General features: G+C 63.8%; 20 protein-coding genes and 1 pseudogene. 1 reads left to right on the top strand and 20 read right to left on the bottom strand.

Annotated elements, in window-relative coordinates; all coding sequences use genetic code 11:
- Positions 1-11: 11 nt before the first annotated feature.
- The 5 genes from BFD71_RS12255 to BFD71_RS12235 form a co-directional block, all read right to left on the bottom strand.
- Positions 12-1778: an ABC transporter substrate-binding protein gene (locus BFD71_RS12255; protein WP_069263986.1), complete on the bottom strand. Its 1767-nt coding sequence runs from the start codon at positions 1776-1778 to the stop codon at positions 12-14.
- Between the two features lie 53 nt (positions 1779-1831).
- Entirely contained in the window at positions 1832-3055 is a 1224-nt protein-coding gene (locus BFD71_RS12250) for a GNAT family N-acetyltransferase (protein WP_069263984.1), read from the bottom strand.
- Positions 3052-4470 (bottom strand): LLM class flavin-dependent oxidoreductase, encoded by a 1419-nt coding sequence (locus tag BFD71_RS12245; protein ID WP_069263983.1) that lies wholly within the window; start codon positions 4468-4470, stop codon positions 3052-3054. The genes BFD71_RS12250 and BFD71_RS12245 overlap by 4 nt, the downstream gene beginning before the upstream one ends.
- A 74-nt stretch (positions 4471-4544) precedes the next feature.
- Complete coding sequence (locus BFD71_RS12240; RefSeq protein WP_069263982.1) at positions 4545-5807, bottom strand: acyl-CoA dehydrogenase family protein; 1263 nt, start codon at positions 5805-5807, stop codon at positions 4545-4547.
- Positions 5808-6012: 205 nt separating this feature from the next.
- Positions 6013-6351: an ArsR/SmtB family transcription factor gene (locus tag BFD71_RS12235; RefSeq protein WP_069263980.1), complete on the bottom strand. Its 339-nt coding sequence runs from the start codon at positions 6349-6351 to the stop codon at positions 6013-6015.
- 129 nt (positions 6352-6480) lie between these two features.
- On the opposite strand from BFD71_RS12235, the gene BFD71_RS12230 reads away from it, so the two are divergent.
- On the top strand, positions 6481-7731 hold the full coding sequence (locus BFD71_RS12230; protein WP_069263978.1) for an OmpP1/FadL family transporter: 1251 nt from the start codon (positions 6481-6483) through the stop codon (positions 7729-7731).
- 36 nt (positions 7732-7767) lie between these two features.
- On the opposite strand, the gene BFD71_RS12225 is transcribed toward BFD71_RS12230, so the two are convergent.
- From BFD71_RS12225 to BFD71_RS12155, 15 genes and pseudogenes are all read right to left on the bottom strand, one after another.
- Positions 7768-8538, bottom strand: a complete 771-nt coding sequence (locus BFD71_RS12225; RefSeq protein WP_069263975.1) for a ferredoxin--NADP reductase — start codon at positions 8536-8538, stop codon at positions 7768-7770.
- Between the two features lie 66 nt (positions 8539-8604).
- Complete coding sequence (locus BFD71_RS12220; RefSeq protein WP_141710648.1) at positions 8605-8823, bottom strand: hypothetical protein; 219 nt, start codon at positions 8821-8823, stop codon at positions 8605-8607.
- 46 nt (positions 8824-8869) lie between these two features.
- A complete protein-coding gene (locus BFD71_RS12215; protein ID WP_256094640.1) occupies positions 8870-10297 on the bottom strand; it encodes a SulP family inorganic anion transporter in 1428 nt (475 codons plus the stop codon).
- Positions 10298-10441: 144 nt separating this feature from the next.
- Positions 10442-12481 carry a family 2A encapsulin nanocompartment cargo protein cysteine desulfurase gene (locus tag BFD71_RS12210; RefSeq protein WP_069263972.1) on the bottom strand — a complete coding sequence of 680 codons (2040 nt, stop codon included), beginning with the start codon at positions 12479-12481 and terminating at the stop codon, positions 10442-10444.
- Entirely contained in the window at positions 12462-13394 is a 933-nt protein-coding gene (locus BFD71_RS12205) for a family 2A encapsulin nanocompartment shell protein (RefSeq protein ID WP_069263970.1), read from the bottom strand. Before BFD71_RS12205 ends, BFD71_RS12210 begins: the two co-directional genes overlap by 20 nt.
- 86 nt (positions 13395-13480) lie before the next feature.
- On the bottom strand, positions 13481-13777 hold the full coding sequence (locus BFD71_RS12200; protein ID WP_069263966.1) for a helix-turn-helix domain-containing protein: 297 nt from the start codon (positions 13775-13777) through the stop codon (positions 13481-13483).
- Positions 13774-14697 carry a serine O-acetyltransferase EpsC gene (epsC, locus tag BFD71_RS12195; RefSeq protein ID WP_069263964.1) on the bottom strand — a complete coding sequence of 308 codons (924 nt, stop codon included), beginning with the start codon at positions 14695-14697 and terminating at the stop codon, positions 13774-13776. The genes BFD71_RS12200 and epsC overlap by 4 nt, the downstream gene beginning before the upstream one ends.
- A gap of 379 nt (positions 14698-15076) precedes the next feature.
- Entirely contained in the window at positions 15077-15730 is a 654-nt protein-coding gene (locus BFD71_RS12190) for a peroxiredoxin (RefSeq protein ID WP_069263960.1), read from the bottom strand.
- A 258-nt stretch (positions 15731-15988) separates the two neighbouring features.
- Positions 15989-16964, bottom strand: a pseudogene (locus tag BFD71_RS12185) (cysteine synthase A).
- A 266-nt stretch (positions 16965-17230) separates the two neighbouring features.
- Entirely contained in the window at positions 17231-18307 is a 1077-nt protein-coding gene (locus BFD71_RS12180) for a pyridoxal-phosphate-dependent aminotransferase family protein (RefSeq protein ID WP_441830338.1), read from the bottom strand.
- 187 nt (positions 18308-18494) lie between these two features.
- Entirely contained in the window at positions 18495-19328 is an 834-nt protein-coding gene (locus BFD71_RS12175) for a CmcJ/NvfI family oxidoreductase (protein ID WP_069263957.1), read from the bottom strand.
- Positions 19329-19379: 51 nt separating this feature from the next.
- On the bottom strand, positions 19380-19616 hold the full coding sequence (locus BFD71_RS12170; protein WP_069263954.1) for a hypothetical protein: 237 nt from the start codon (positions 19614-19616) through the stop codon (positions 19380-19382).
- Positions 19617-19722: 106 nt separating this feature from the next.
- Entirely contained in the window at positions 19723-20028 is a 306-nt protein-coding gene (locus tag BFD71_RS12165; protein WP_256094638.1) for a hypothetical protein, read from the bottom strand.
- A 376-nt stretch (positions 20029-20404) separates the two neighbouring features.
- Positions 20405-21484 carry a CobW family GTP-binding protein gene (locus BFD71_RS12160; RefSeq protein ID WP_069263950.1) on the bottom strand — a complete coding sequence of 360 codons (1080 nt, stop codon included), beginning with the start codon at positions 21482-21484 and terminating at the stop codon, positions 20405-20407.
- 8 nt (positions 21485-21492) lie between these two features.
- Positions 21493-22467 carry an MBL fold metallo-hydrolase gene (locus tag BFD71_RS12155; protein ID WP_141710656.1) on the bottom strand — a complete coding sequence of 325 codons (975 nt, stop codon included), beginning with the start codon at positions 22465-22467 and terminating at the stop codon, positions 21493-21495.
- Positions 22468-22494: the final 27 nt, after the last annotated feature.

Here is a 22494-nt window from a genome sequence, read left to right as displayed (position 1 = left end):
CGCCGGGTTCGTTACGGGTGCAGCGCGATGTTGGTCACGTCCGCCTGCACGGCGAGCGAGGACCAGACCCAGTTGGCCACGCGGTCGGACGTGATGGCCACCTTGCGCTTTTCAAAGAGCGGAATCCAGGGCAGGTCCGCCGAAACGAGCCGGTCGGCCTCGGTCCAGATCGGGCCGGGGTTCTCCGAGGGGAATGCCTTCGCGGCCAGCGCGTTCAGTTGCGGGTTGCGATAGCAAATCGCGTAGTTGTTGCCCTTGCCGCACGGCGAGGCGTCAGAGTCGAGCCAACCGCCCAGCAGCATGCGCGTGCTCGGGCCTTGCCAGTCAGGCGCGAACTGGGCGAGCGCGAGATCGTAGCGGCTCTTCGGGTCCTGCAAGTAGGCGAGGAATTGCGTCGGCGGAACGGGCAGCAGATTGATCTTGATGCCCGAGGCGGCCAGGTCTTCCTTGAGCGTGACCGCGATGGCCGAGAACTGCGCGTTCGCACGATAGGCGAGATCGAAGCTGAGACCATCGGGGTAGCCAGCCTGTGCGAGCAGCGCCTTCGCCTTTTTCGGGTCACCGCGGTCCTGCGGCGTCGCATAGGGATCGAACTTCTGGTAGCCGAGCGTGGTGGACGTGATGATCTGTCCGAGCGGCTCGGCGGCAATCGCCCCGCCCTGGGTCTGGACGATGTGCGCCTTGTTCACGCCATACGCGATCGCCTGGCGCACCTCGAGCTTGCGCAGCGCCGTTGCGCCCGGCCCCGCGGCCTCGGGGCGCGCGTTGACGACGATGAAATCCGCCGCGCCGCTATTCGAGGTGTGCAGTTGCGGGCTTTGCTGCAACTGGTAGGTGCGCAGCGTCGCGAGCGGCGGCACGTCAAGATACAGCGAGAGATCGGCAGCGCCCGTCTGGATCTTCTGCACGACCGCGTCCTCGCTATTGGACGTGAAGTCGATCACGATGCGATCGGCGTAGGCGCGCCGCGCCGGGTCGCCCGCGTGGTTGTAGTTCGGTACGCGCGCGAGCACGAGCTGCTGGCCGCTCGTGTACGACTGCACGTAGTACGGCCCGCTCGAGGAGAAATTGCTGCGGAACCCCTGCGAATCGGGGAAATAGCGCGACGCGACCTCTTCGGGCAGCGGCGTCACGAAGTTCATCGCGAGGATATTGAGGAAGTCGTAGTTGCGCGTGTCCGAACGCAGCACCAAGGTCTTGTCGTCCGGCGCGGAAACGCCGTCGATCTCATGCGTGTCGATGAACTTGCGCACCGCCGCCAGATCGCCGGTCGGTACTTGCGAAAATGCTTTGCAGTACTTCTCGAATCCCGAGAACGCGAGATTGAAGTAGTTGACGGCGGCCACCTGGCGGTTCGGATCGCAGAAACGCTTGATGGTGTACACGAAATCCTTCGCCACGATCGGGCGCTGCGTGGGCCCCGCATACGTGATGCCGTCGCGCAGGTGGAACGTGTAGGTCTTGCCGTCGGCGCTTATGTCCCAGGACTTCGCGAGATCGGGCACGATCTTCGTGTCGTCCTTCAGGTTCCCAGCCGCGCCCGGGTAGGTCACGAGCTGGCGCGTGACGGCGCGCAGAATCTCCCACGAATCGATGCTGTAACCGGTTTGTGGATCGAACGCGTCGATGTCGGGTTGCAGCGACGCAATGCGCAGCGTGCCGCCCGACGCCAGGGTGCCCGACGCGGCGGCCTGCGCGGCAGCGGCGTTCAAGCCGAGCGCGGCGAGCGCCGCAATGCCGGTCGCGAGCCGCGCGTAAGTACGAAAGGTTGCTTTCATGGTCGATCGATGATTTTTATGGAAAGGAAAACGAAACATCCGGCGCGGCACGCTCAGAAGCGTGTGCCGCAGAAGGGAGCCGGTTCGCAGGCGAACAGTGCGTCGAGCACGTCGATCACATGCGCGTCGCGTACCTCGACGCGCCCCGCCCGCACCATCTGCCACCAGCGCACGCCGCCGAGGAAAAGCGCCGCGAGCGTATCGACGCCAAGCAGCGCCTGCGCGGGTTCGCTCGCCGGCTCCGCGCCGTGCGCCGATATCCGGAAGCGTCCGCGGTTGCCGTCGAGCAGCGGGTCGACGACTTCGATGACTGCTGCGCCCTCGCCTCCCGCACGGCCGTAACGGCGTGCCTGCAGCGCCGCGCGCGTGTCGAGAATACGCAGCCACGTTTCGTCACTCGTCGCGCACACGCTAGCGTCCCGGCAGTTTTCGAGCAGCCAGCCGAGCGGCTCGTCGACAGGCGCGGCCGGAAACACGATGCGTTGTGCGATGTCGAGCGAGAGCAGATAGCCCAACAGGTCCGCGGAAGTCTGTGCGGACTCCGCCACGAAATCTTCGACAATCAGCGTCCGCTGGCGATCGCTGAACCAGCCGTCGCTTTCTCCCGCCCGGTAGCGCACATAGCCGTCCGGGCCGTCCATGCCCGCATGGGCGGCCACATAAACCGGCGTGGCCGAGCCGCGCTGGCGCAGTTCCGCGTGGGTCCACCAGTAGTCGGGGCGGCTGATCGCCCCCGCGCGCGACGGCGGATGCCGCCGGTAAACGTGCTGCATGGTGTCCCATTCGGCGCCGGGCGGGACGAGTTCCACCGCATCCGGCTGCGCGCGGACTCGCAGGCGTGCCTGACGCGTGTCGATCTCTGTCGTGGCCGAGAATGTCGCGACGCCATAGCCGAAGCGTCCGTACAGCCCGCCCGTCGAGGCACGCAGCGACGCCAGCACGTCGCCGCCCGCACGCGCCTCGCGTAGTTGCCGTTCGAGCAGCGCCTTCGCGACGCCACGGCGGCTCCATGATGGCTTCACGCCGACATGAGTGACCGCCGCGTGCGGCACGCGCGCGCCGCCTGGCACCGTGAGCGTGCCCGCGTAGGACTCGGTGGTGCCGATCAACAGTCCTTCATGGAACGCGCCGTAAGCGCGCCCCGGCTCACCGGTGGCGACAAGCCGCATGGCGTCGTCATCACTGAGTGCAGGCAGGCCAACCATGGCCGAGCGGAACAGCCGCAGCGCCGCGAGCCGTTCTTCGGCCGTGTGCAGCGCGCGCACCTCGATGCTCATCGCACGGGCTCCGCGTGCGCGCCGATGGGCACGAACGCCGACGTGTCGACGCGCTTTGCCGGGTGATCGTCCGCCACGTACGCGCCGCCCTGCGGAAACAGACGCTCGCGCAGCGTCGCGCCGCTGCGCGAACGCAGGCGTCCGCGCTGCCGCAGCACCGGCACGACCCACTCGATGAAATCGGCGAAGCTACCCGGCGTGACCGTATAGATCAGGTTGATGCCGTCGGTGCCGGTTGCTTCGAGCCATTGCTCGAGTTCGTCGGCGACGCGTTGCGGTCCACCCACGAGCGTCTTTGCGCGCCCGAAGCCGCCGCGCGGCGCGAGCGCTTCGCGCAGCGTCCAGCGCCGCCCCGAAGCGGGATCGTCGAACATGCGCAGCAAGGAGCGGTTCGAATTCGTATCGCGATACGCGACGGGCTCGTCGAGCGACTGCGTCGAGAAGTCGACGCCCGTGCTGGCCGAATAGTGCCCAACAGCACCCTCGACATTGAAATACTGGCGATAGTCGTCGGCCTTGCTGCGGGCTTCCTCATCGGTCGCGGCCGTGATCACGTTGACGCCGCTGATGAACTTCAGGGCCGCGGGGTCGCGCCCGCTTGCGGCGGCAGCCGCGCGGATCTGCTCGACATTGCGGCGGATGCCCGCAGCGTCGGCACCTGCCACGAACACCACTTCCGCGTGCCGTCCCGCGAATGCCTGGCCCCGCGGCGAGCCGCCGGCCTGGAACAGCAACGGCACACGCTGGGGGCTCGGCGCGGACACATGCGCGTCGGGCACGTCGAACCAGCGGCCGTGGTGATGAATCGCACGCACCCTCGCCGGGTCGGTGTAGACGCCGCCTTCGAACGCGGGATGAGCGGGCTCGCGCCGCACCGCGTCGTCTGCCCACGAGTGCTGCCAGAGCTTGTAGACGACTTCGAGAAACTCGTCCGCGATCTCGTAGCGGTCGTCATGCGCGATCTGCTGCTTGAGGCCCAGATTGCGCGCGGCGCTTTCGAGCTGCGACGTCACGACATTCCATGCCACGCGCCCTTTCGTCAGATGGTCGAGCGTCGTGAACTTGCGTGCGAGCAGATAGGGGTGCTCGTAGGTGGTCGAGACCGTCACGCCGAAGCCAAGCTGGCGCGTGGCCCCGGCCATGGCCGACACGAGCAGGAGCGGGTCGTTGACCGGCGATTGCGCGCCCGTGCGCAGCGACGCCTCGGCGCTGCCGCCGTAGACGTCGAGCAGGCCCAGGGCATCCGCGATGAACAATGTGTCGAAGCCGCCTTCGTCGAGCAGCTTTGCGAGGTCGGTCCAGTAGTCGACGTCCGTGTAGCGCCAGGTCTGGTCGTCGGGATGTCGCCACAGGCCGTAATTCAGATGCGACACCGTGTTCATCGTGAACGCGTTCAGGATGATCGGCTCTGCCATGATACTTTCCAGTGCTGATGAATCGTGTTGGCGAGCGCCGCGGTCGGCAAGCCTCCGGGCGCGCGGGGAGCGGACTATGCCTGCGCGACGCTCTGCGCCGCTTCGTCCGGGACGGCTTGCGGCGCGTGCGGGAGGCTGAAGCGCTCCTCGGGCGGCGCCGCGTTCAGATGGAAGTTGCCGATTGCGGCTTCGCGCTGCCCCGCCGGATTGTGCGAGGCGATCGTGCGCGCATTGCGCCAATGGCGGTCGAAGCGCCGCGTTTCGCTGGTCGCCGATGCACCGCCGACCTCGAACATCAGCGTGGTCGCCTCGAGCGTCTGCTCGATGACGATCTGCTGCGCCTCATACGCTTCGATGTCGAGCGCGATGTATTCGTCAGCGGTTTTGCCACCTTGTGCCTCACCTTCTGCGCGCCGTTCGTGCAGGCGTTCGAGCCCATGCGCCACCGCATCGACGATGGCTCGCGTCGAGTAGCCGAGGCTGGCGAGCCTGCCGACCACACGATGCACCAGCGGGTTGTCGCGCGGGCTCGATTGTCCGGCCACGCCGAAGGTCCGCGTGCGTCCCTGCACGAACTCGACGCTGTCGCGCAAGACCGCCTGCACGATACCTGCCAGCGTGGCTAGATGCACGGTCTGATAGAACGCGGTGAGCGACGAGTTGCGGCGAGGCTCCGAAGCGCGATAGCGCGAAATGATCGCGTCCGGTGTAACCGGTACACTCTCGAAACGCGTGGTGCCGCTCGCGGTGAGGCGCTGGCCGAAGCCATCCCAGTCGTCAAGCCGGCTCACGCCCGGGCTGTTCGCCGCAATGACGAGCGTGAGATCCGACTCGTCGTCGTGTGCCGCGACGCTCAGCCAGTCGGCATAAAGCGCCCCCGTGCTGTAATACTTCTCGCCATCGAGGCGCAATGCTCCGGTCGAAGCGTCGCGCCGCAGCACCGCCGAGTTATGCGTCTTGTTCGTGCGCTCGGAAGTCGCCGCGCCCAGCGTCTCGCCGGCGGCGATGCGTTCGAACCAGCGCGCGCGCTGGGTTTCATCGCGATCTTCCAGGCGGTATTCGATGAAACCGAAATGCGCGCGCAGGATTTGCGGCAGATTCGAATCGGCGGCGCCCAGCTTGCTCAGCTGGCGAAAGAATTGCGGCAGGGTGACACCGCCTCCGCCATAGCGGCGCGGCACGCGTAGCGCCGTGAAGCCTGTGTCCTTCAACCATTGCACAGGTTCATGGGCGAGCGCGCGTTGCTGTTCACGTTCAATCGCGCCCTGCGCGATGCGTTCATAGATCGGCTCGAAGCGCTCGTCGAGTTGCTCGTCGGTCAGGGGTGGCAGCGTCATTGCATATTCGGTGATGAACGATCCTGACGAGGATACGGTCCCTATCGTTGAGCTAGCAACGAATGAAAGCTGCTTTCTTTATCGCGGCATACGCAATCGTGGTGCATCAGCATACGCTCGCACATTACAGCGTCGCTTCATGCGCAGTAACGATTCACAGAACGTACCGTCGCTAGTTCTCCTCGATCGGCACGACTTGGAGCGATCAGCTAGCGGGATCGTCGCCAGCATCAATACAGAATTGCTGATAAAGCACGGCCATGACAGCAAGCGCCTGCGCACTCGCTACCGTGTAAAAGATGTTCTTGCCATCGCGTCGCGCGCTCACGAGACCTTTCTCACGAAGCACCGCCAACTGCTGCGAAAGCGTTGGCTGACGGATGTTGAGTTGGGTCTCGAGTTCGCCAACGGATAGCTCGCCTTGCGTCAAACGGCACATGACCAGCAAACGGTCGGGATTGGCAAGCACCTTGAGCAGGTCACAGGCGTTCGCCGCAGCGGCTTGCATGCTCGAAAGATCGAGAGTGGGATGCACGGAACTCATTGGGAAGCAATAATTTATCTTTTTATAATCTATCTGAAGCTTATTTGAATAACTTGGTTTGAGACGAATGCCCCTCTGAATAGACTCTGCCCCCGTTACCTAATACAAACACGAAACGGGGGGAAGCACATGAGTCTACAACGGAGCGCTCGCGCATTGATCGTCATGACGGTTGCAGCGCCGTCTTTTGCCTGGGCCACCAACGGCTATTTTTCCAATGGTTATGGCGTTGCATCGCAGGGGATGGCCGGGGTAGGCATTGGCTTGCCGCAGGACGCCCTTGCGGCTGCCGCCAACCCTGCCGGTATCGCATTCGTCGGCAACCGGTTCGACGGTGACGTGAGTCTGTTCATGCCAAAGCGAGGCGCCGAAGTCACAGGTAACGGATACGGGGTAGACGGTAGCTACTCTGGCAACAATCGCTCGATTTTCGCGCTGCCGGAGTTCGGTGTGACGTACCAGTTCCTCCCGAACGCGTACGCCGGCCTCGCACTCTACGCGAACGGTGGCCTGGATACCGGCTATGCACATAATCCGTTTCAATCTTTCGGCGCCACGGGGTCCGCAGGTGTCGACCTGGAGCAGGTGTTTCTGTCGCCAACGATCGCCTACAAACTGTTCGATCGTCACGCGTTCGGTATCGGCCTGAATATCGCTTATCAGCGCTTCACGGCGAGCGGACTGCAACCGTTCACGAGTCTTTCGGCCGCGCCGGGCAACGTGACGAATCAGGGCGCCGACTCGACGGTTGGCGTGGGCGTGCACCTTGGCTACACCGGTCAGATCACGCCGACAGTGACGCTCGGTGTGACATGGGCCTCAAAAATACGCGGTCGTTTCGACAACTACAAAGGTCTCTTCGCCAATGGAGGCTCGTTCGACATTCCGGAGAACTACGGCATCGGGTTATCTTGGAAGGTGACACCGTCCTGGACCGTTGCCGCCGACTTTCAGCGCATTCTGTACGGCAACGTGAATTCGATCGCGAATCCGCTGGCCAACCTGTTTGCCGGTAACGCGCTGGGTTCCTCCGACGGTCCCGGTTTCGGCTGGCGCAATACCAATGTGATCAAGATCGGCACCAGCTACGCAGCGACCTCTCATCTGACACTGCGCGCGGGCTATAGCCACTCGAGCCAGCCGGTGGCCAGCACCGAAACGTTCCTGAATATTCTTGCACCGGGCGTCGTGCAAGATCAGGCGACCGTCGGCGCCACGTGGACGACCGATGCGAAAACGTCGTTCGGTTTCTTCTACGGGCATGGGTTCAAGAAAACCGTGAATGGCACCGATTCGATTCCGGCGGCTTTCGGTGGCGGCAACGCCAACGTGCATCTGTCCGAGGACGTGGTGGGTCTCTCGGTCGGCAAACAATTCTAGAGCGCGGAATGTGAACGCCGATTGGCGCGCCATCGGCTATTCCACGAACGCGCGTTCGATCACGTAGTGACCGGGCGCGTTGTTCTTGCCCTCCACGAGACCCGCCTGCTTCAGCAGTTCGGTCGTGTCCCTCAGCATGGCCGTACTACCGCACAACATCACACGATCACTTTCAGGCGCGAACCGCTTGACGCCAAGGTCGATGAAGAGCTTGCCTGTGGCAATCAGGTCAGTGATGCGACCTTCGTTTTCGAACTCTTCGCGCGTAACCGTGGGATAGTAGACAAGCTTTTCCTTGATCACGTCCCCGAGGTATTCGTGGCCTGGTAGATCGTGCTTGATGTAATCCATATAAGCGAGTTCGCCTTTCAGGCGGCAGGTGTGTGTGAGAACAATCCGCTCGAAACGATCGTAGATGTCCGGATCACGGATGATCGACATGAACGGCGCGAGACCGGTACCTGTCGAGAGCATCCAGAGTGTTTTGCCGGGCAGCAGGTTGTCGGCCACCAGCGTCCCCGTGGGCTTTTTCCCAATCAGGATGTGGTCGCCGACCCGCAAATGCTGTAGCCGGGAAGTGAGCGGGCCGTCCTGCACCTTGATGCTAAAGAACTCGAGATGCTCTTCGTAGTTCGGGCTAACGATGCTATAGGCACGCGCGAGCGGCCTGCCGTCAACTTCGAGGCCGACCATCGTGAATTCGCCGTTGTTGAAACGCAGGCCCGGTTCGCGTGAACATGTGAAGCTGAACAGGGTGTCGGTCCAGTGGTGAACCGATTGGACCGTTGCGATGTGGTATTTGCTCATGTTCTATTGGCCTCGGTATCTCGGGGTCCATGCCGGCCTCGCCAGGAATGGCAGAGCCGTAATCATTCAGTGCACGCGCGCGCCCGTGAACTTGACTATATAAGGTGCGAGCAGCGAATGAAGCGAGCCCTCATGCTTGCCGGACACCTCTCGCTCCACGCACGCAAGCGCAACCGCGACCACGAGCACGGCGGCGAAGGTTCCGCGGCGCGCTCGCGCCGCATCGTCGCCCTGCCCGCCCCACACGCTGCCGCCAGGCCGTCCACGTCTAGCAAGACGATGCATGTTCGCCGCTCCTTGTTGCATTCGATAGTACGCAAGCCGTCATGATTCAGACCAGGTAATAAAGGTCGGACGGCTGCCGTGCGTCGATACGATCCGCGCAGTGCGCGCAGGCATTGCGCGCGCCGAGTTCTGCGTAGGCATGGCGCACGGCCCGCACGGTCGCCGACCACGTCTCGTCTTCTTCCGGGAAAAACCGCTCGGCTGGATACCAGTCCGTAAAACGCAGGCGCTTCAGCACTTCCCGAAACTCCGGTCGCAGGCCGGCAAGCAGTACGACTAGCCCCTCGCGCTGGGCATCACGCAGGAAATGCTCGATCCGCTCGATGCACACCACGTCCGGATTGCGCACGCGCTTGAACCGCAGGACGAGATACTGAATGCCCAGTTTCCGCGCGCTCGCTTTCAGCCTGTCCAGATAGCGATCGAGTTCCGGCGCCGCGCCAAAGAAAAACTCGCCTTCAAAGTCCCACACCGCGACGGCCGAGCATGGCGCATCCGCGGGCAGTTTCTCGCGCACCACGCCTTCCGGGCTCACCACCAGTTCGGACACCTTCAGACGCGAGGCGCGCGGCACGAACAGCACGATCGACAGCGCGACGCCGATGAGGATCGAAAACTCCACGCCGATCAGCAGCGCCGCCAGCACCGTGATGACGACAAGGCCGGCGTCATAGCGCGACGCCCGCAGCGTATAGCGCAGGCGTGCGACATCAACGAGGCGCAACGCCGTCACGAAGAGCAGCCCCGCCAGCGCCGCCTTCGGGATGTAACGGGTGAGCGGCGCAAGGAGCAGCACGGCGACCGCCACCACCGCTGCCATCATGACGCCCGACGCCCGCGTGCGTGCGCCGGCCTGGTAGTTGATCGCCGAGCGCGACAGCGAACCCGAACCCGGCAGGCAGCGAAAGAAGCCGCCCACGAGGTTTGCAGCGCCTTCCGCGAGGCACTGGCGGTTGTAGTCGAGCGGCTGGCGCGTGTGGTGCGCGATGGATTTGGCAATCGACAACGCTTCGAGCAGCCCGAGAAAGGCAATGGCCACCGCGCTCGACGAGAGCTGGCCAATCCAGCCCCACTGGATCACGGGGATGTGCGGCGTCGGCAGCCCCGCCTTCAAGGCGCCGATCACCGCCACGGCGGTATGGCCATCGTCGCCTTGCCGCGACCAACCCAGCGCATAAGCCGCCGCCGAAACGAGTATCAGCGTCACGAACATGTCGAGCTGCGGCAGGCGATAGCGGCGGATGGCCCGCCTGAGCAGCAGCGCCAGCACCACCGCCCCGGCGCTCAGCGCCAACGCATTCAGATTGACCGGATCGCCGTGCACGAGCGTGAGCCAGAGCCTGTAGAGGACGTGCTGATGGCCGTTGCCCTTTTCGCGCACGCCCAGCGCATTGCCGATCTGCCCGATCGCAAGCAGCGCAGCGGCCCCCGCCATGAAGCCGATGATGACCGACTCGGAGATCGATGGCTTCATCGCATTGTCATTTGCCGCGTGATCGGGATGGAACGAATTTGTTCTGCTATCCAAAGGAGCGCCGGTGGCACCCTTTCGGACGATAGAAAACAAAGGGCCCACCAAAAGGTGGGCCCGGAGCGGCTCGGGGTGCGCCTGGCCTTGCTAACGGCGCGTGGCCAGCCGTCTGAGGACTGACATCATCGAGTCCACTTCGTCACAGGTGTTGTAGAACGCCAGCGAGGGCCGCACCGTGGCCTCCAGTCCGTACCGTCGCAGGATAGGCTGGGCGCAGTGATGTCCGGCGCGCACCGCGATGCCCTCTTCGTTGAGCGCCTGACCGACCTCTTCCGGGCTGTAGCCTTTCATCACGAACGACAGCACGCTCGCCTTTTCGGCCGCGGTGCCGATCGGTCTCACCCCGGGAATGCGCGAGAGCGCATGCGTGGCATAGGCGAGCAGATCGTGCTCGTAGCGCGCCACATTCTCGATGCCGAGCCGCGTCAGGTAGTTGAGCGCCGCGCCGAGGCCAACGGCATCCGCGATATTGCCGGTGCCCGCCTCGAAGCGGCCTGGCGGCGGCTGGAACAGCGTGCGTTCGAACGTGACGTCGGAGATCATGTTGCCGCCGCCCTGCCACGGCGGCATGTCCTCGAGAAGCGCGCGTTTGGCATACACGACGCCGATGCCCGTCGGCCCGTAGATCTTGTGGCCCGAGAACACGAAGAAGTCGGCGTCCATTGCCTGCACGTCCACGCGCATGTGCGAAACCGATTGCGCGCCGTCCACCAGCGCCTTCGCGCCCACGCCGTGCGCCATCTCGACGATCTCCTTGACCGGCACTACCGTTCCCAGCGCATTCGACACTTGCGTCACCGCCACGATCTTCGTGCGGTCGCTGAGCAGCTTGCGATATTCCTCCAGTAGCACCTGGCCGGAGTCGTCGACGGGAATCACGCGCAGCGTCGCGCCTTTGTCCGACGCCAGTTGCTGCCACGGCACGATATTCGCGTGATGCTCCAGATGGGACAGCACGATTTCGTCGCCGGCCCCGACGTTCTGCACGCCCCACGACTTCGCGACGAGATTGATGGCCTCGGTCGTGCCCCGCACAAAAATGATCTCCTCGGCCGATGACGCACCGATAAAGCGCCGCACGGTCTCGCGCGCCTCTTCATAGGCATCGGTCGCGCGGCCCGCCAGCGTATGCGCGGCCCGGTGGATATTGGAATTTTCGTGGGCGTAGAACCAGGCAAGCCGGTCGATCACGGCTTGTGGCTTGTGGGTCGTCGCCGCATTGTCGAACCAGATCAGCTGCTTGCCGTTCACGCGCTCCTGCAGGATCGGAAAATCGCGCCGTACCGCGTTCACCTCGAACGGCGGATGCGCGGACGGCGCGAGCGGCGTCGCACCGTACTGCGCGTCCGCCGGGGCGCGTTGCCGTGCGTTCTCGAACACGTAGTGCGTATGCTGCCCGGTGCCCGCTGGCTCGCCTTGCACTTCGGACCCGCATCGCTGCCACGACACGAGGTCGAGCAGATCGCTTTCGGCGGGCAAACCGAACGCACGAGGGTCGGCGAGATCGTGGGGCGGGGCAACGATGCCCGGCGCGTCGCCGTGCCTGGCAAAGGTTGCGGCATCGACGAAGTAGAACGGCGACGCCGCCTGTCCCGCGGCGGGTACGGCCGCAGCGGGCCGCGTGCCGAGCCCGTTCGCCTGCGGCACGCCGAGTACGGCGCCGCCCGCCCGTGGTTCGAGCGCTGGCGCGATAGCCTGCACGTTGTCGGGAATGCCGTCCTGCGCGGCCGCATGCGGCAGCAGGGCGGGCGCTCGGTTGCCGAGCGAGAGCACGTGCGTCGGTGCCCCAGGCAGCAGATTGGCGCCGGGAACATAGCCTTGCGGCGGAGCCAAACCGGGCACGCCCGTGCCGGTACCTCCCGGTCCCGCCAGCGGCGAACCAGCGGGTGCCGGATTGCTCACGGAAGAAAGCAGCGGAGCCGCCGCGGGCAACCCGGAAGCGAGTCCGCCCACCGCACCGCTGCCGGCGGAAACGTCGGGGGCTGCGGCGCTGCCCGGCAGTGCCGAGAAGAACTCGTTCGCGAGGCGCGCGAGCTGCGCCGGATCCGGCAAACCGGCGGGCACGACGGGCACCGGCACGTCGGGCAATGCGCCGGCGCCCGTTGAATCAGCGATAGGTGTCGGCATAGTCGTGGTACTTGCCGATTTCCACTTCATCGAGGACCGCCAGCGCATCCGGCGTATGGACGGCCAGCGAGCAATACAGCGAGATCAGGTAGGACGCGATCGCCTGGTTGTTGATGCCCATGAAGCGCACCGATAGCCCCGGGCCCTGCTCGCCCGCCACGCCCGGCTGGTACAGGCCCACCACGCCCTGGCGCTTGTCGCCCACGCGCAGCAGGAGGATCTTGGTCTTGCCGTCGTCCACCGGCACCTTGTTGGAAGGAATGAGCGGAATGCCACGCCACGTGACGAACTGCGAGCCGAACAGGCTCACGGTCGGCGGCGGCACGCCGCGCCGCGTGCATTCGCGGCCGAACGCGGCGATCGCGAGCGGATGCGAGAGGAAGAACGCCGGCTCCTTCCAGACCTTCGTGAGCAGTTCGTCGAGATCGTCGGGCGTGGGCGAGCCGGTCAACGGAAAGATGCGCTGCTCTTCGTCGACATTGGCCAGCAGGCCATAGTCGGGATTGTTGATGAGCTGGCCTTCCTGCATCTCCTTGATCGTCTCGATCGCGAGGCGCAGTTGCTCCTTGATCTGGTCGTGCGGGCTGCTGTACAGGTCGGAAATACGCGTATGCACGTCGACGATCGTACTCACCGCATTCAGGAAGTACTCCCGCGGCTGCTCCTCATACGGTACGAAGGTTGTCGGCAGAACGCCCTCATCCTCGCGCGCGGTGCACGCCGCATGAACGGCCTCCGGGTCCTTCACGCGGTTCAATCGGTAAATGCCCGCCTCGACCGGCACCCACTGGAGCAGATGAACGAGCCAGCGTGGCGTGATGGTGGACAGTTGGGGAACGGTTTTGGTCGCATTGGCAAGCTGTCTTGCTGCGTTGTCCCCTAGCGCTGTCGGCCCGCCCGTAATCGTCGACATAGATGACTCCCGGTTCTTTAGAACGAATAGAGAAATGCATATGACGAAGGGTCATTATGGGTAGCACATCTGACCAGCGCAACGTGCTATAGACGACAAGCCTCCGGCGTGACCTCTTCATCGCGCGAACCGGGCGCGGTTTGCGGGGCGGCATCGCGCGCAGCTTGTGGCCTTCGCGGCGCGAGCAGTGCCGCCGCCGTCAGGCCGAACGCGCACGCCAGTTTGTCGAGCGTGATAAGCGATGCGATCACGGTGCCCCGCTCGACTTCACTGACGTAAGAGCGGCTCAAGCCCGCGAACTCCGCGAGCTGCTCCTGTGACCATGCATGGGCTTCGCGCAGTTGCCGCACGTACAGGCCGAAGTCTTTGACCAGCGTCCTCATGGGGAAACTCCTGGTGTGGCGACCGCCTCGTTGCGGGACTCGGCCTGCATCACGCGGACACCGGCCGGGACATCCTGCGTGATCCAGACATTGCCGCCGATCACGGCGCCACGGCCTATCGTCACACGCCCGAGTATGGTTGCTCCGGCGTAGATCACCACGTCATCTTCGACGATCGGGTGGCGCGCGCCGCCTTTCTCCAGATGGCCATTCGCGTCTCGCGGGAAGCGCTTCGCGCCGAGCGTCACGGCCTGGTAAATACGCACGCGCTCGCCGATCACCGAGGTCTCGCCGATCACGACGCCCGTGCCGTGGTCGATGAAGAACGACCCGCCGATCTGTGCCCCCGGATGGATGTCGATGCCAGTTTGCGCGTGTGCCAGCTCGGCGATCACGCGCGCCAGGAGCGGCAGCTCGAGCCGGTAAAGCGCATGCGCGAGCCGGTGGTGAATCATGGCCTGGATGCCGGGATAGCAGAGCAGGACCTCATCGACGCTACCCGCCGCCGGATCGCCTTGCCACGCGGCGAGCACATCCGTGTCGAGCTGCGAGCGGATCTCCGGCAGTTGCGCCGCGAAATCCCGCATGACGGCAAGGGCGCGCGCTTCGATGGCGTCGTGATCGCGCGGCCCGTGCCGCGCCTTGTGATGAAATTCCAGCCTCGCCTGCGCAAGAAGCGCGTGGAGCGAGGCATCGAGTGCATGCCCGATGTAGAAGTTCTCGGTTTCCTGACGCAAATTGGGCGGCCCGAGGCGCATCGGGAAGAGCACGCCCTTGAGCGTGCCGACGATATCGGCGAGCGCCTCTCGATCAGGCAGTTCGCGTTCGCCCTGGTCCAGCGAGCGGTGCTGCCCTTCCCTCCAGCGCTGACGCACGGCTTGCAGCGCCTGAACGACGTCCTCGACTCCGAATGCGGTCACGGCGTCCCCCTTATGCGAAAAGCGAAACAGTCTGCGACGCGGTGCGACCCTCACGCCCGCGTCAGTACGGGCCGAAATGGCATCACTCGTCGCGCATGGGGCGACGTAAAAGGTTGGCGGATTTGCGCGTTGGGCGCGGACGAGGCAACGAGATTGCGCGGACTTCTTGCTACGGCTATGTTGCTGCAGTCTTTAGACGACAGAATCGACTATGCGAGAACCTTCGAGAATTCTCAAGCGCTGTCAAAAACATTGCGTCGCGCGGAGCCGACGATGCAGGTTCGCATACGTTCGCGCATCGTGAGTCACGGCGCAAGCTGGTACCGGCGCCGTGAGCCACGCCGCCGCAATACCGCCTGTCCGTGGCGCAGAAGCGTACCTATTTTGGCTGCGCCACCGTGCGCAGCCATGGCTTCAGTGTCTTGAAGCCCTCTGGATATTTTTTCTTTGCATCCTCATCCGAGACGGAAGTCGGAATGATCACATCATCGCCCGGCTTCCAGTTCACCGGGGTGGCGACCGTATGCTTCGCGTTGAGCTGGAGGGCGTCGAGCAGCCGCAAAACCTCGTCGAAGTTGCGCCCGGCGCTCATCGGGTAGGTGAACGTCGCCTTGACCTTCTTGTCCGGTCCAAGGATAAACACGGCGCGGATGGTCGCATTGTCGACCGCGGTGCGCGGGCCGCCGCTCGCGTTGGGATGGATCATGTCGTAGAGCTTTGCAACTGCGAGGTCCGCGTCGCCAATCATCGGATAGTTGACCGCGGTGCCCTGCGTCTCTTCGATATCCTTCGCCCATTTGTGGTGGTCGTCGACCGGATCGATACTGAGCCCGATCACCTTGGTCCCGCGCTTGTCGAACTCGGGCTTGAGCTTGGCCATATAGCCCAGTTCGGTTGTGCATACCGGCGTGAAATCCTTCGGATGAGAAAACAGGATCGCCCACTGGTCTCCGATCCACTCGTGGAAGCGGATCGGTCCTTCGGTCGTCTGTGCGGTGAAATCAGGGGCTTCGTCGCCAATGCGGATGGACATGCTCAATCTCCTGTGGGTGAATGCACACAGCATCCTTCAACGTAGTAGCGTTTCCATCACCGGATTACAAGCATCCGGCGCCAGGAGAACCATCAACCTACCCGTGTGCGGCTTCGGAAGCCGGGTGGCGCCGGCTTCAACCCGAAGCGGTCCGGTCTTAGAAGAAATTGGGAAATGCTTAGGAGAACATTGAATTAGCTTTGGAGTAAGCCACGCAAACAACCCGGCAGCCATTGTGCCGAAAGCTCGACGGCCTGGCTAAGCCGGAACCAGCCCTCTTTCCTTGAGCCAGTCGTGATTGAAAAGACGGGCGCGGTAAAGTTCGCCGCGATCGCACAGAAGGGTGACGATCGTATGGCCCGGGCCCATCTCGCGGGCAAGCGTGACGGCGGCCGCCACATTGATGCCCGTTGAACCGCCCACGTAGAGGCCTTCTTCCCGCAGCAACCGGTAGACCATCGTGACGCATGACTGGTCATCAATCCGGCAGGCGTCGTCGATCGGCGTGCCCTCGAGATTTGCGGTGACGCGGCTGGAGCCGATTCCCTCGGTAATCGAGTTGCCATCCACCCGAATTTCGCCGGTCTTCACGAAGCTGTACAAGCCGCTGCCGTGCGGGTCCGCCAGAACGATCCGCACGGCAGGGTTCTTTTCCTTCAGGAAGCGGGCCACTCCGGCAAGCGTGCCACCCGTACCTGTGGCACAGACGAACGCATCGACAGTGCCGGCGGTATCCCGCTATATTTCCGGCCCCATCGTCTCGTAGTGCGCCTTGCGGTTGGCAAGGTTGTCGAACTGGTTCGCCCAGATCGCGCCGTCGAGTTCCTCTGCGAGCCTTCCAGCGATCTTCTGGTAATTGTTCGGATCTTTGTACGGGGCAGCCGGCACGGCGCGAACCTCGGCTCCCAGCACACGCAAGAGCTCCATTTTCGCGGGGGGACTGCGTGTCGGGAATGATGATCACGCAGCGATAGCCGCGCGCCGCGCAGATATGGGCGAGGCCGATGCCGGTATTGCCCGCCGTGCCCTCCACGACCGTGCCCCCGGGCTGCAGTTCGCCCCGCTGCTCGGCGTCCTCGATGATTGACAGCGCGGGGCGGTCCTTGACCGACCCGCCCGGGTTCATGAACTCGGCCTTGCCGAGAATCTCGCAACCGGTCTTCTCGCTGAGCCGTGCGAGCCTGATGAGCGGCGTGTCGCCGACGCACCCGACAAAACCGTTCCGCACGCGCATGGCTTCTCTCCCTATTTACCGCCGGCCTGACGAGACACCCCTGCCACACAGGAAGGATAGGCGATGACCCCATGTCCTTCCCAAGGCGTTTCGCTTCGCCTGGGTGAGTGAATTCGGGCAGGGCTGTTAGATAGTTGCGGCTAAGGAACGCTCGCTGCTGGATACGGGTCAGCCCTGCACACCCGGCTATGCCTTGGTGAGCGCGCGCCGGCATGAACGCGCCACCTGCGGACTTGGTGGCCTCACTGATCTTCGGTCACCGGTGCTCAACCGGCGCAGCGCTCGTACGCGTGCGCAACCGCCCGCCGGGCAGCCTCAAGATCCACAACAAAACGCAATTGCTCGAGCGCCCGCCCAAACGCCACGACGTTCGAGCGGACCGAATCCGCGTTTGCGTTCATGCCGGTGTGATTGAGCCGCACGATGTGCCTGGCGACGTCGCCGACCCCGGGCCCGAGTTCGGCACCGTAACGCTGAGCTTGCGCGATCAGTTCCCGACCGTCGACGCCCCGCGGCACCGGGGCCGACGTGACAATCGCCGAAGCGGCGTCATCGTGCGCGATCCACGGCAATACGCCGAGCGCCCGCAGTGCCGACCGGGTCGCGCGCGAGGCCTGCTGATGACGCCCGATCACGCGCTCCATCCCCTCGGCTTCGATACGGTCAATCGCCGCTTCCAGAGCCCAGAATTCCATCGCCGAAGGCGTTCCCGGCAACGCGGGCCTTCCACAGTCCAGCCAGTCTCGCTTGAGCGCCGCCAGGGACAGGCTCGAAGGCGCAAAGTCGGGCAGCGCGGCGACGTGGTCCCAGGCGCGCTGACCGAGTACGACCGCCGACACACCAGCGGGACCCGCAAGCGCCTTTTGCGGACCAATTACCGCGATATCGATTCCGAGTCCATCCACGTCGATGACATGCCCACCGATTGACGCGACGGCGTCGACAGCGAAAAGCGCATTGCGCGATTTTGCGAGCGCAGCCAGCTCCGCGAGCGGATTCAATGCGCCGTTGGACGATTCCGCGTGAACAGCGGCTACGATATCGACATGTTCCAGCATCTCGAGACATCTCGCGACGGCGGATGAATCGACGGGTTGTCCCATTGCCGCCACCACATCGTGGACGGTCGCACCGCCCCGCCGCAACCAGTTGCCAAACCATCTGCCATAGGGACTCGTCACGACATTGACGGCTACGAGCCCGTGCCTCGCGATACTCACGGCAACGGCCTCGAGCGCGAGCACCGCCTCAGCCTGAACGAACACGACGTCGGCAGACGTCTCCAGCAAGCGTTTGATGCGGTCGGCCAGCAGCGCATAGCCGTGACCCGGATAACGGGGCACATCGACGAGCCCATGCCGTCGAACGTTCGCATTGCGTGAACTCCGCGCTAAAAGGAAGAAAGTGACCAGGCGGCTGCATGCGGGAAAGGCGAAAAGCTTGGTGCAGCCTTACCCCTTTTTCAAATCCGTTGGCGCCAAGGCTTGCCGACCCCCTGGCGCACGCTGAACAACGGTACGCCGCGCGTGATCAGAAGAACAGCAATGAACGCAGTTCAATACTGTTTGGTGGCCGCGCGTTCGCGGACAGCGTCGCGCTGTCGAACACCGTATGCGCGCTCAACCGGGCGATCCCGTCGCCGGCTGAATCGTAGCCCTTGATTAACAGGCACTCGTCGGGCCGCATCAGGTGAAAGTAGTACCAGCAATGCCGCGGGTTGTGAACGACGGCATACGCCTCGCCAACCGTGTCCGGATAAACGAGATCCGAAGGCACGAGATCGTGTAGATCAATGCTGCGCGAGTCGCATAACGCTAGCGGCGACGACGTGACCTCGCTACGTACCGGCCTCCACAGGTTCACGATCGCGAAGCGCTGCTTCAGCAATGCCGCAGCCTCGTGCATCGGCAGAAGATCGCGCGCGCGACGCGGGCCGGACACGAATGTCTGATCGTTATGAACGTACCTCGACGCCTCGCGCAGGCCCGATTCATGGGATTGCGCACCACCACCGCGCACTACATGGTTAAAAATCACAACGCGCTTCGCGCCAGTCCACTGCTTGAGGATCGCCTCGCACTCCGGGTAGTAGACGCCCCTGATCAGCGTATCGGACGAAAAGTCATTAAGTGAACTTACGTGCCGGCGCAGTTCGAACCCGCAGCGATCGAGGGACGCTCCCCCCGGCGGTGGTTCCAGTCTCGCGTTGTGAACCAGAACCTCGTGCGGGCGGTAGGCGCCCGTTGGCCCTGGTCCGCCTGCCGGCGGGTCATAGGCGTACGTAGTGGGCCGCTCACCATCGGCGACGAAATAATTGAGACTCGCCGGCACCCGTACGGGTTGATCGATGACGATATCGCCCATTCCCCTCTCCGCTTCGCCCAGGCGCTTACGCTGGACGACGGCTGCCTCGGCTCACTCAGGCGGGATTTCCCCTGTCATGTTCAACGTGTCGAGCGTACAGCCCATATGAAAATAGCCGGCCCGTGCATACATGGCGATACGTTCCAGCCGCTCAGCTTCGTTCGGCCTTTCGCGCTGCCCTTCGCTCCCGGACGGCGCCGCATCATCGGGCTGGCCGCTGGCTCGAACCTGCCAGAAAGCCGCGGGCGCTAGCAGCACCCGCACGCAGATTGCCGTAAAACGAGACATGACGCACTCCGCACACCGCGCGATTTATCCAATCTAGTCACCGCGCCTGTGCAAGCCAAACAATCAATTCTGCGTTGCATATCCAACCGTTGCTACGGCGCGGCAATCAACCTTTGCCCACCCGATGAAAACTCGGCGGTACGGTGCCGTTCACGGCAAACGCGCCGACTTGCCGCCCGCGATACACGTGCGGGTTATGTGACGAGATGGTGCGCGCGTTGCGCGAGTAACGGTCGAGCCCTTCGGTGCGAAGCGTGGCCGATGCGCCGAGCGCGTCGAAGAGTTCCGTGCCCGCGTCGAGCACGAGCCGCGTGATCACCGGGACGGACTGGTCCACTTCGACGTGCGCCAGGGTGCGCGCCTCCTGATGCTGCGCTTCGCTCGCTGCCGGATCCCAGCTAACGCCCGCCATGACGGGCGCCGAAGCGACGAACGCCTTGCACCTCATCGCTGACGGCGCCGGAACATTTCACGAGCCGTACAGGCCGATGGCATAGAGATTGCCGACTTTGCTCAATCGAAACCAGTGCTGCTATCCAAGGGTAACAGCCATTATCCGGCATCCTCTCGCTCACCAACTCTATCGGCACGACCATTCCTGGATGCGTCATCATCGACCGCGTGTCGTCGACCGGCGGCAATGTGTGGCTAGCTCACCGTGTTCCGCCAAGGAGCAACGTCACTCAGGCCAGGTTCCGCACTGAGTCATTAAACGACGGAGCAGGAATCTAGTCGCGACCGTGTGATACGGCGCCAGCAAGCTTGACGGTGTCGACTTGATCGCGCGTTTACCACGCGTCGATATGTGCTTTCGGCGCGCCTTGCCTCAAGAAATGCGCGAGCGTCGCTTCGATCTGCGCCTGATCCACCGCCTGAGTGATGAACACCAGCCTCGTGCGCCGATCGTCATCAGGCCAACGCTCGAGACGCACCGGTTCATGCAGCAATTGCTGGACACCGTGGATGACGACCGGCTTGGTCTCGCCGGCGAACGAGCAAATCCCCTTGACCCGCAGGATCTGCTCACCGTAATAGGCGAGCAGTACGGTCAGTGCCATTTCCATGGCCTGCATCGGCAGGGGCTCATCAAAGGTCATCGAAAACGTGTGGATATCGGCATGTGCGTGCTTCTGGGCAGCGTGGTTAGCCAGTGGCTCGAACTGCCCCACGTCCTGTGCTTTCGGCCCAGTTAGCCATCCGTGCGTGAGCTGCGTGGGCGCCGCCCGCAACCAGTCAAATAGCGTGCGCGGAGTCAAAACGTCGAGAAGCTGCTGCGCGTCCAGTTCACCGTGCCGCACATGAATACATGTCACACCCGGATTGAGTTCTTCCAGCCGCGCCTGCAACTCGTCCATTGCGCGGGCGTCCACAAGATCGGGTTTCGTGATCAGCAGCCGATCAGCGGCGGCCACCTGCTGTCGCGCTTCGCTAAGGCGTGCCAGTTGCGCTGTACCGCGTGCTGCATCGACTGTCGCAAGGATACCGTCGAGCCCGATACGCCCTGCCAGCGCCTCATCGCCGAGCAGCTCGGACACGACTGGCCCCGGTCGAGCGAGCCCCGTCGTCTCGATCCACAAACGCTCAAACGGCGGAATCTCTCCTCGCTGACGACGCGCGAGCAGACCATCGACCGTACCCGCCAACTCGCCTCGCACACCGCAGCATAGGCAGCCGTTTTCAAGCAACGCGATCGTCTCGTCCCCGGTCGATTCGATCAGCAGATGATCGAGCCCGATCTCGCCAATCTCGTTGACCACGACCGCACACCGGCTCATTGCCGACTGCCGCAGGAGGCGGTTCAGCAGCGTGGTCTTCCCCGATCCGAGAAAGCCGGTCAGGATTGTGACCGGAATGGGATCAATCGACATTGGCCGCCTCAAATGCGCATCAGATCCTTGCCGACCACGATCTCGCCGTCGAAGTGCTTGCGCACGTCAGCGGCCCAGATTTCGTCAGTGAGCGAAGGATCGCCGCCCGGTACGAAGTGACTCAGCACCAGCGTCTTCACGCCCGCGGCCGCCGCGACTTTGCCGACCTGCCCGGTCGTCGTGTGCGCTTTGAGCAGGTGATCGAGCAGCGTCGGCGCGTTGTCCACGGTCTTCATCAGCTTCTCGAGCGCGGGCAGATACATGACCTCGTGCACCAGCACATCCGCGCCCTTCGCGAAACGCGCGAGGTCTTCGTCGTAGCGCGTGTCGCCTGAAAACACGACGGTACGATTGCGCGTTTCGAACCGGTACGCAAACGCGGGCTTGATCGTGTAGTGATCGACGAGCGTCGCTGTTACGCGCACCTGGTCGTTCTCCAGCACAACGCGAGGTGTATCGAATTCGTGAGTGTGGATCAGCGGCCTGAATGGTGGTCGGCCTTCTTCACGCGCGCGCACCTCGAGGTCGACTGCGTTCATGTCGACGAAATCGTCGACCATCCTCTCGAGGCGCGGTGGACCATATAGGTGGACGGGTGTGTTGAGCCCGCTCGCCCAGGCGAGGAACACGAGGTTGACGAGGTCCGCGTTGTGATCGGAATGATGATGCGTGAGGAAAATGTCGCGAATCGCGGGCAGTTTGATGCCGGCCTTCGTCAACTGTAGCGCGACGCCGTTGCCGCAATCGACAACGTAGGGTTGCCCGTCCACAAGCAGGACGTTGGCGGGCGCGGCCCGCAATGCCGACGGCGTCGGACCGCCTTTGGTGCCGAGGAGGATCAGCTGGGTGCCGCCTGGCGCACTGACCGCCGCATCACCGGAGCTGGCACCAGGCCGGGTGGCGCCAGCGGCACCGTCTGGCGTCTGCGCTTGCCCCAGCCACGGCAGCGATGCCGCGCTCGCAGCCGTCACGGCAACCCGCATGAAATCGCGGCGCGAACGTCCAAAAGG

Origin of the sequence: Paraburkholderia nodosa (assembly GCF_001718195.1) — a bacterium.
Classification (GTDB): Bacteria; Pseudomonadota; Gammaproteobacteria; order Burkholderiales; family Burkholderiaceae; genus Paraburkholderia; species Paraburkholderia nodosa_A.
The sequence above is the reverse complement of the archived record's forward strand: the minus strand, read 5'-3'. Positions and strand labels throughout refer to the sequence as shown.

What these genes read in the sequence shown, in the direction of transcription:
- BFD71_RS12215 (WP_256094640.1), bottom strand. Translation starts at nt 10,297, where the DNA reads ATGAAGCCATCGATCTCCGAGTCGGTCATCATCGGCTTCATGGCGGGG.
- BFD71_RS12225 (WP_069263975.1), bottom strand. Translation starts at nt 8,538, where the DNA reads ATGAGCAAATACCACATCGCAACGGTCCAATCGGTTCACCACTGGACC.
- BFD71_RS12175 (WP_069263957.1), bottom strand. Translation starts at nt 19,328, where the DNA reads ATGGGCGATATCGTCATCGATCAACCCGTACGGGTGCCGGCGAGTCTC.
- BFD71_RS12210 (WP_069263972.1), bottom strand. Translation starts at nt 12,481, where the DNA reads ATGCCGACACCTATCGCTGATTCAACGGGCGCCGGCGCATTGCCCGAC.
- BFD71_RS12170 (WP_069263954.1), bottom strand. Translation starts at nt 19,616, where the DNA reads ATGTCTCGTTTTACGGCAATCTGCGTGCGGGTGCTGCTAGCGCCCGCG.
- BFD71_RS12240 (WP_069263982.1), bottom strand. Translation starts at nt 5,807, where the DNA reads ATGACGCTGCCACCCCTGACCGACGAGCAACTCGACGAGCGCTTCGAG.
- BFD71_RS12250 (WP_069263984.1), bottom strand. Translation starts at nt 3,055, where the DNA reads ATGAGCATCGAGGTGCGCGCGCTGCACACGGCCGAAGAACGGCTCGCG.
- BFD71_RS12255 (WP_069263986.1), bottom strand. Translation starts at nt 1,778, where the DNA reads ATGAAAGCAACCTTTCGTACTTACGCGCGGCTCGCGACCGGCATTGCG.
- BFD71_RS12160 (WP_069263950.1), bottom strand. Translation starts at nt 21,484, where the DNA reads ATGTCGATTGATCCCATTCCGGTCACAATCCTGACCGGCTTTCTCGGA.
- BFD71_RS12165 (WP_256094638.1), bottom strand. Translation starts at nt 20,028, where the DNA reads ATGGCGGGCGTTAGCTGGGATCCGGCAGCGAGCGAAGCGCAGCATCAG.
- BFD71_RS12235 (WP_069263980.1), bottom strand. Translation starts at nt 6,351, where the DNA reads ATGAGTTCCGTGCATCCCACTCTCGATCTTTCGAGCATGCAAGCCGCT.
- BFD71_RS12200 (WP_069263966.1), bottom strand. Translation starts at nt 13,777, where the DNA reads ATGAGGACGCTGGTCAAAGACTTCGGCCTGTACGTGCGGCAACTGCGC.
- BFD71_RS12245 (WP_069263983.1), bottom strand. Translation starts at nt 4,470, where the DNA reads ATGGCAGAGCCGATCATCCTGAACGCGTTCACGATGAACACGGTGTCG.
- BFD71_RS12220 (WP_141710648.1), bottom strand. Translation starts at nt 8,823, where the DNA reads ATGCATCGTCTTGCTAGACGTGGACGGCCTGGCGGCAGCGTGTGGGGC.
- BFD71_RS12190 (WP_069263960.1), bottom strand. Translation starts at nt 15,730, where the DNA reads ATGTCCATCCGCATTGGCGACGAAGCCCCTGATTTCACCGCACAGACG.
- BFD71_RS12205 (WP_069263970.1), bottom strand. Translation starts at nt 13,394, where the DNA reads ATGTCGACGATTACGGGCGGGCCGACAGCGCTAGGGGACAACGCAGCA.
- BFD71_RS12155 (WP_141710656.1), bottom strand. Translation starts at nt 22,467, where the DNA reads ATGCGGGTTGCCGTGACGGCTGCGAGCGCGGCATCGCTGCCGTGGCTG.
- BFD71_RS12230 (WP_069263978.1), top strand. Translation starts at nt 6,481, where the DNA reads ATGAGTCTACAACGGAGCGCTCGCGCATTGATCGTCATGACGGTTGCA.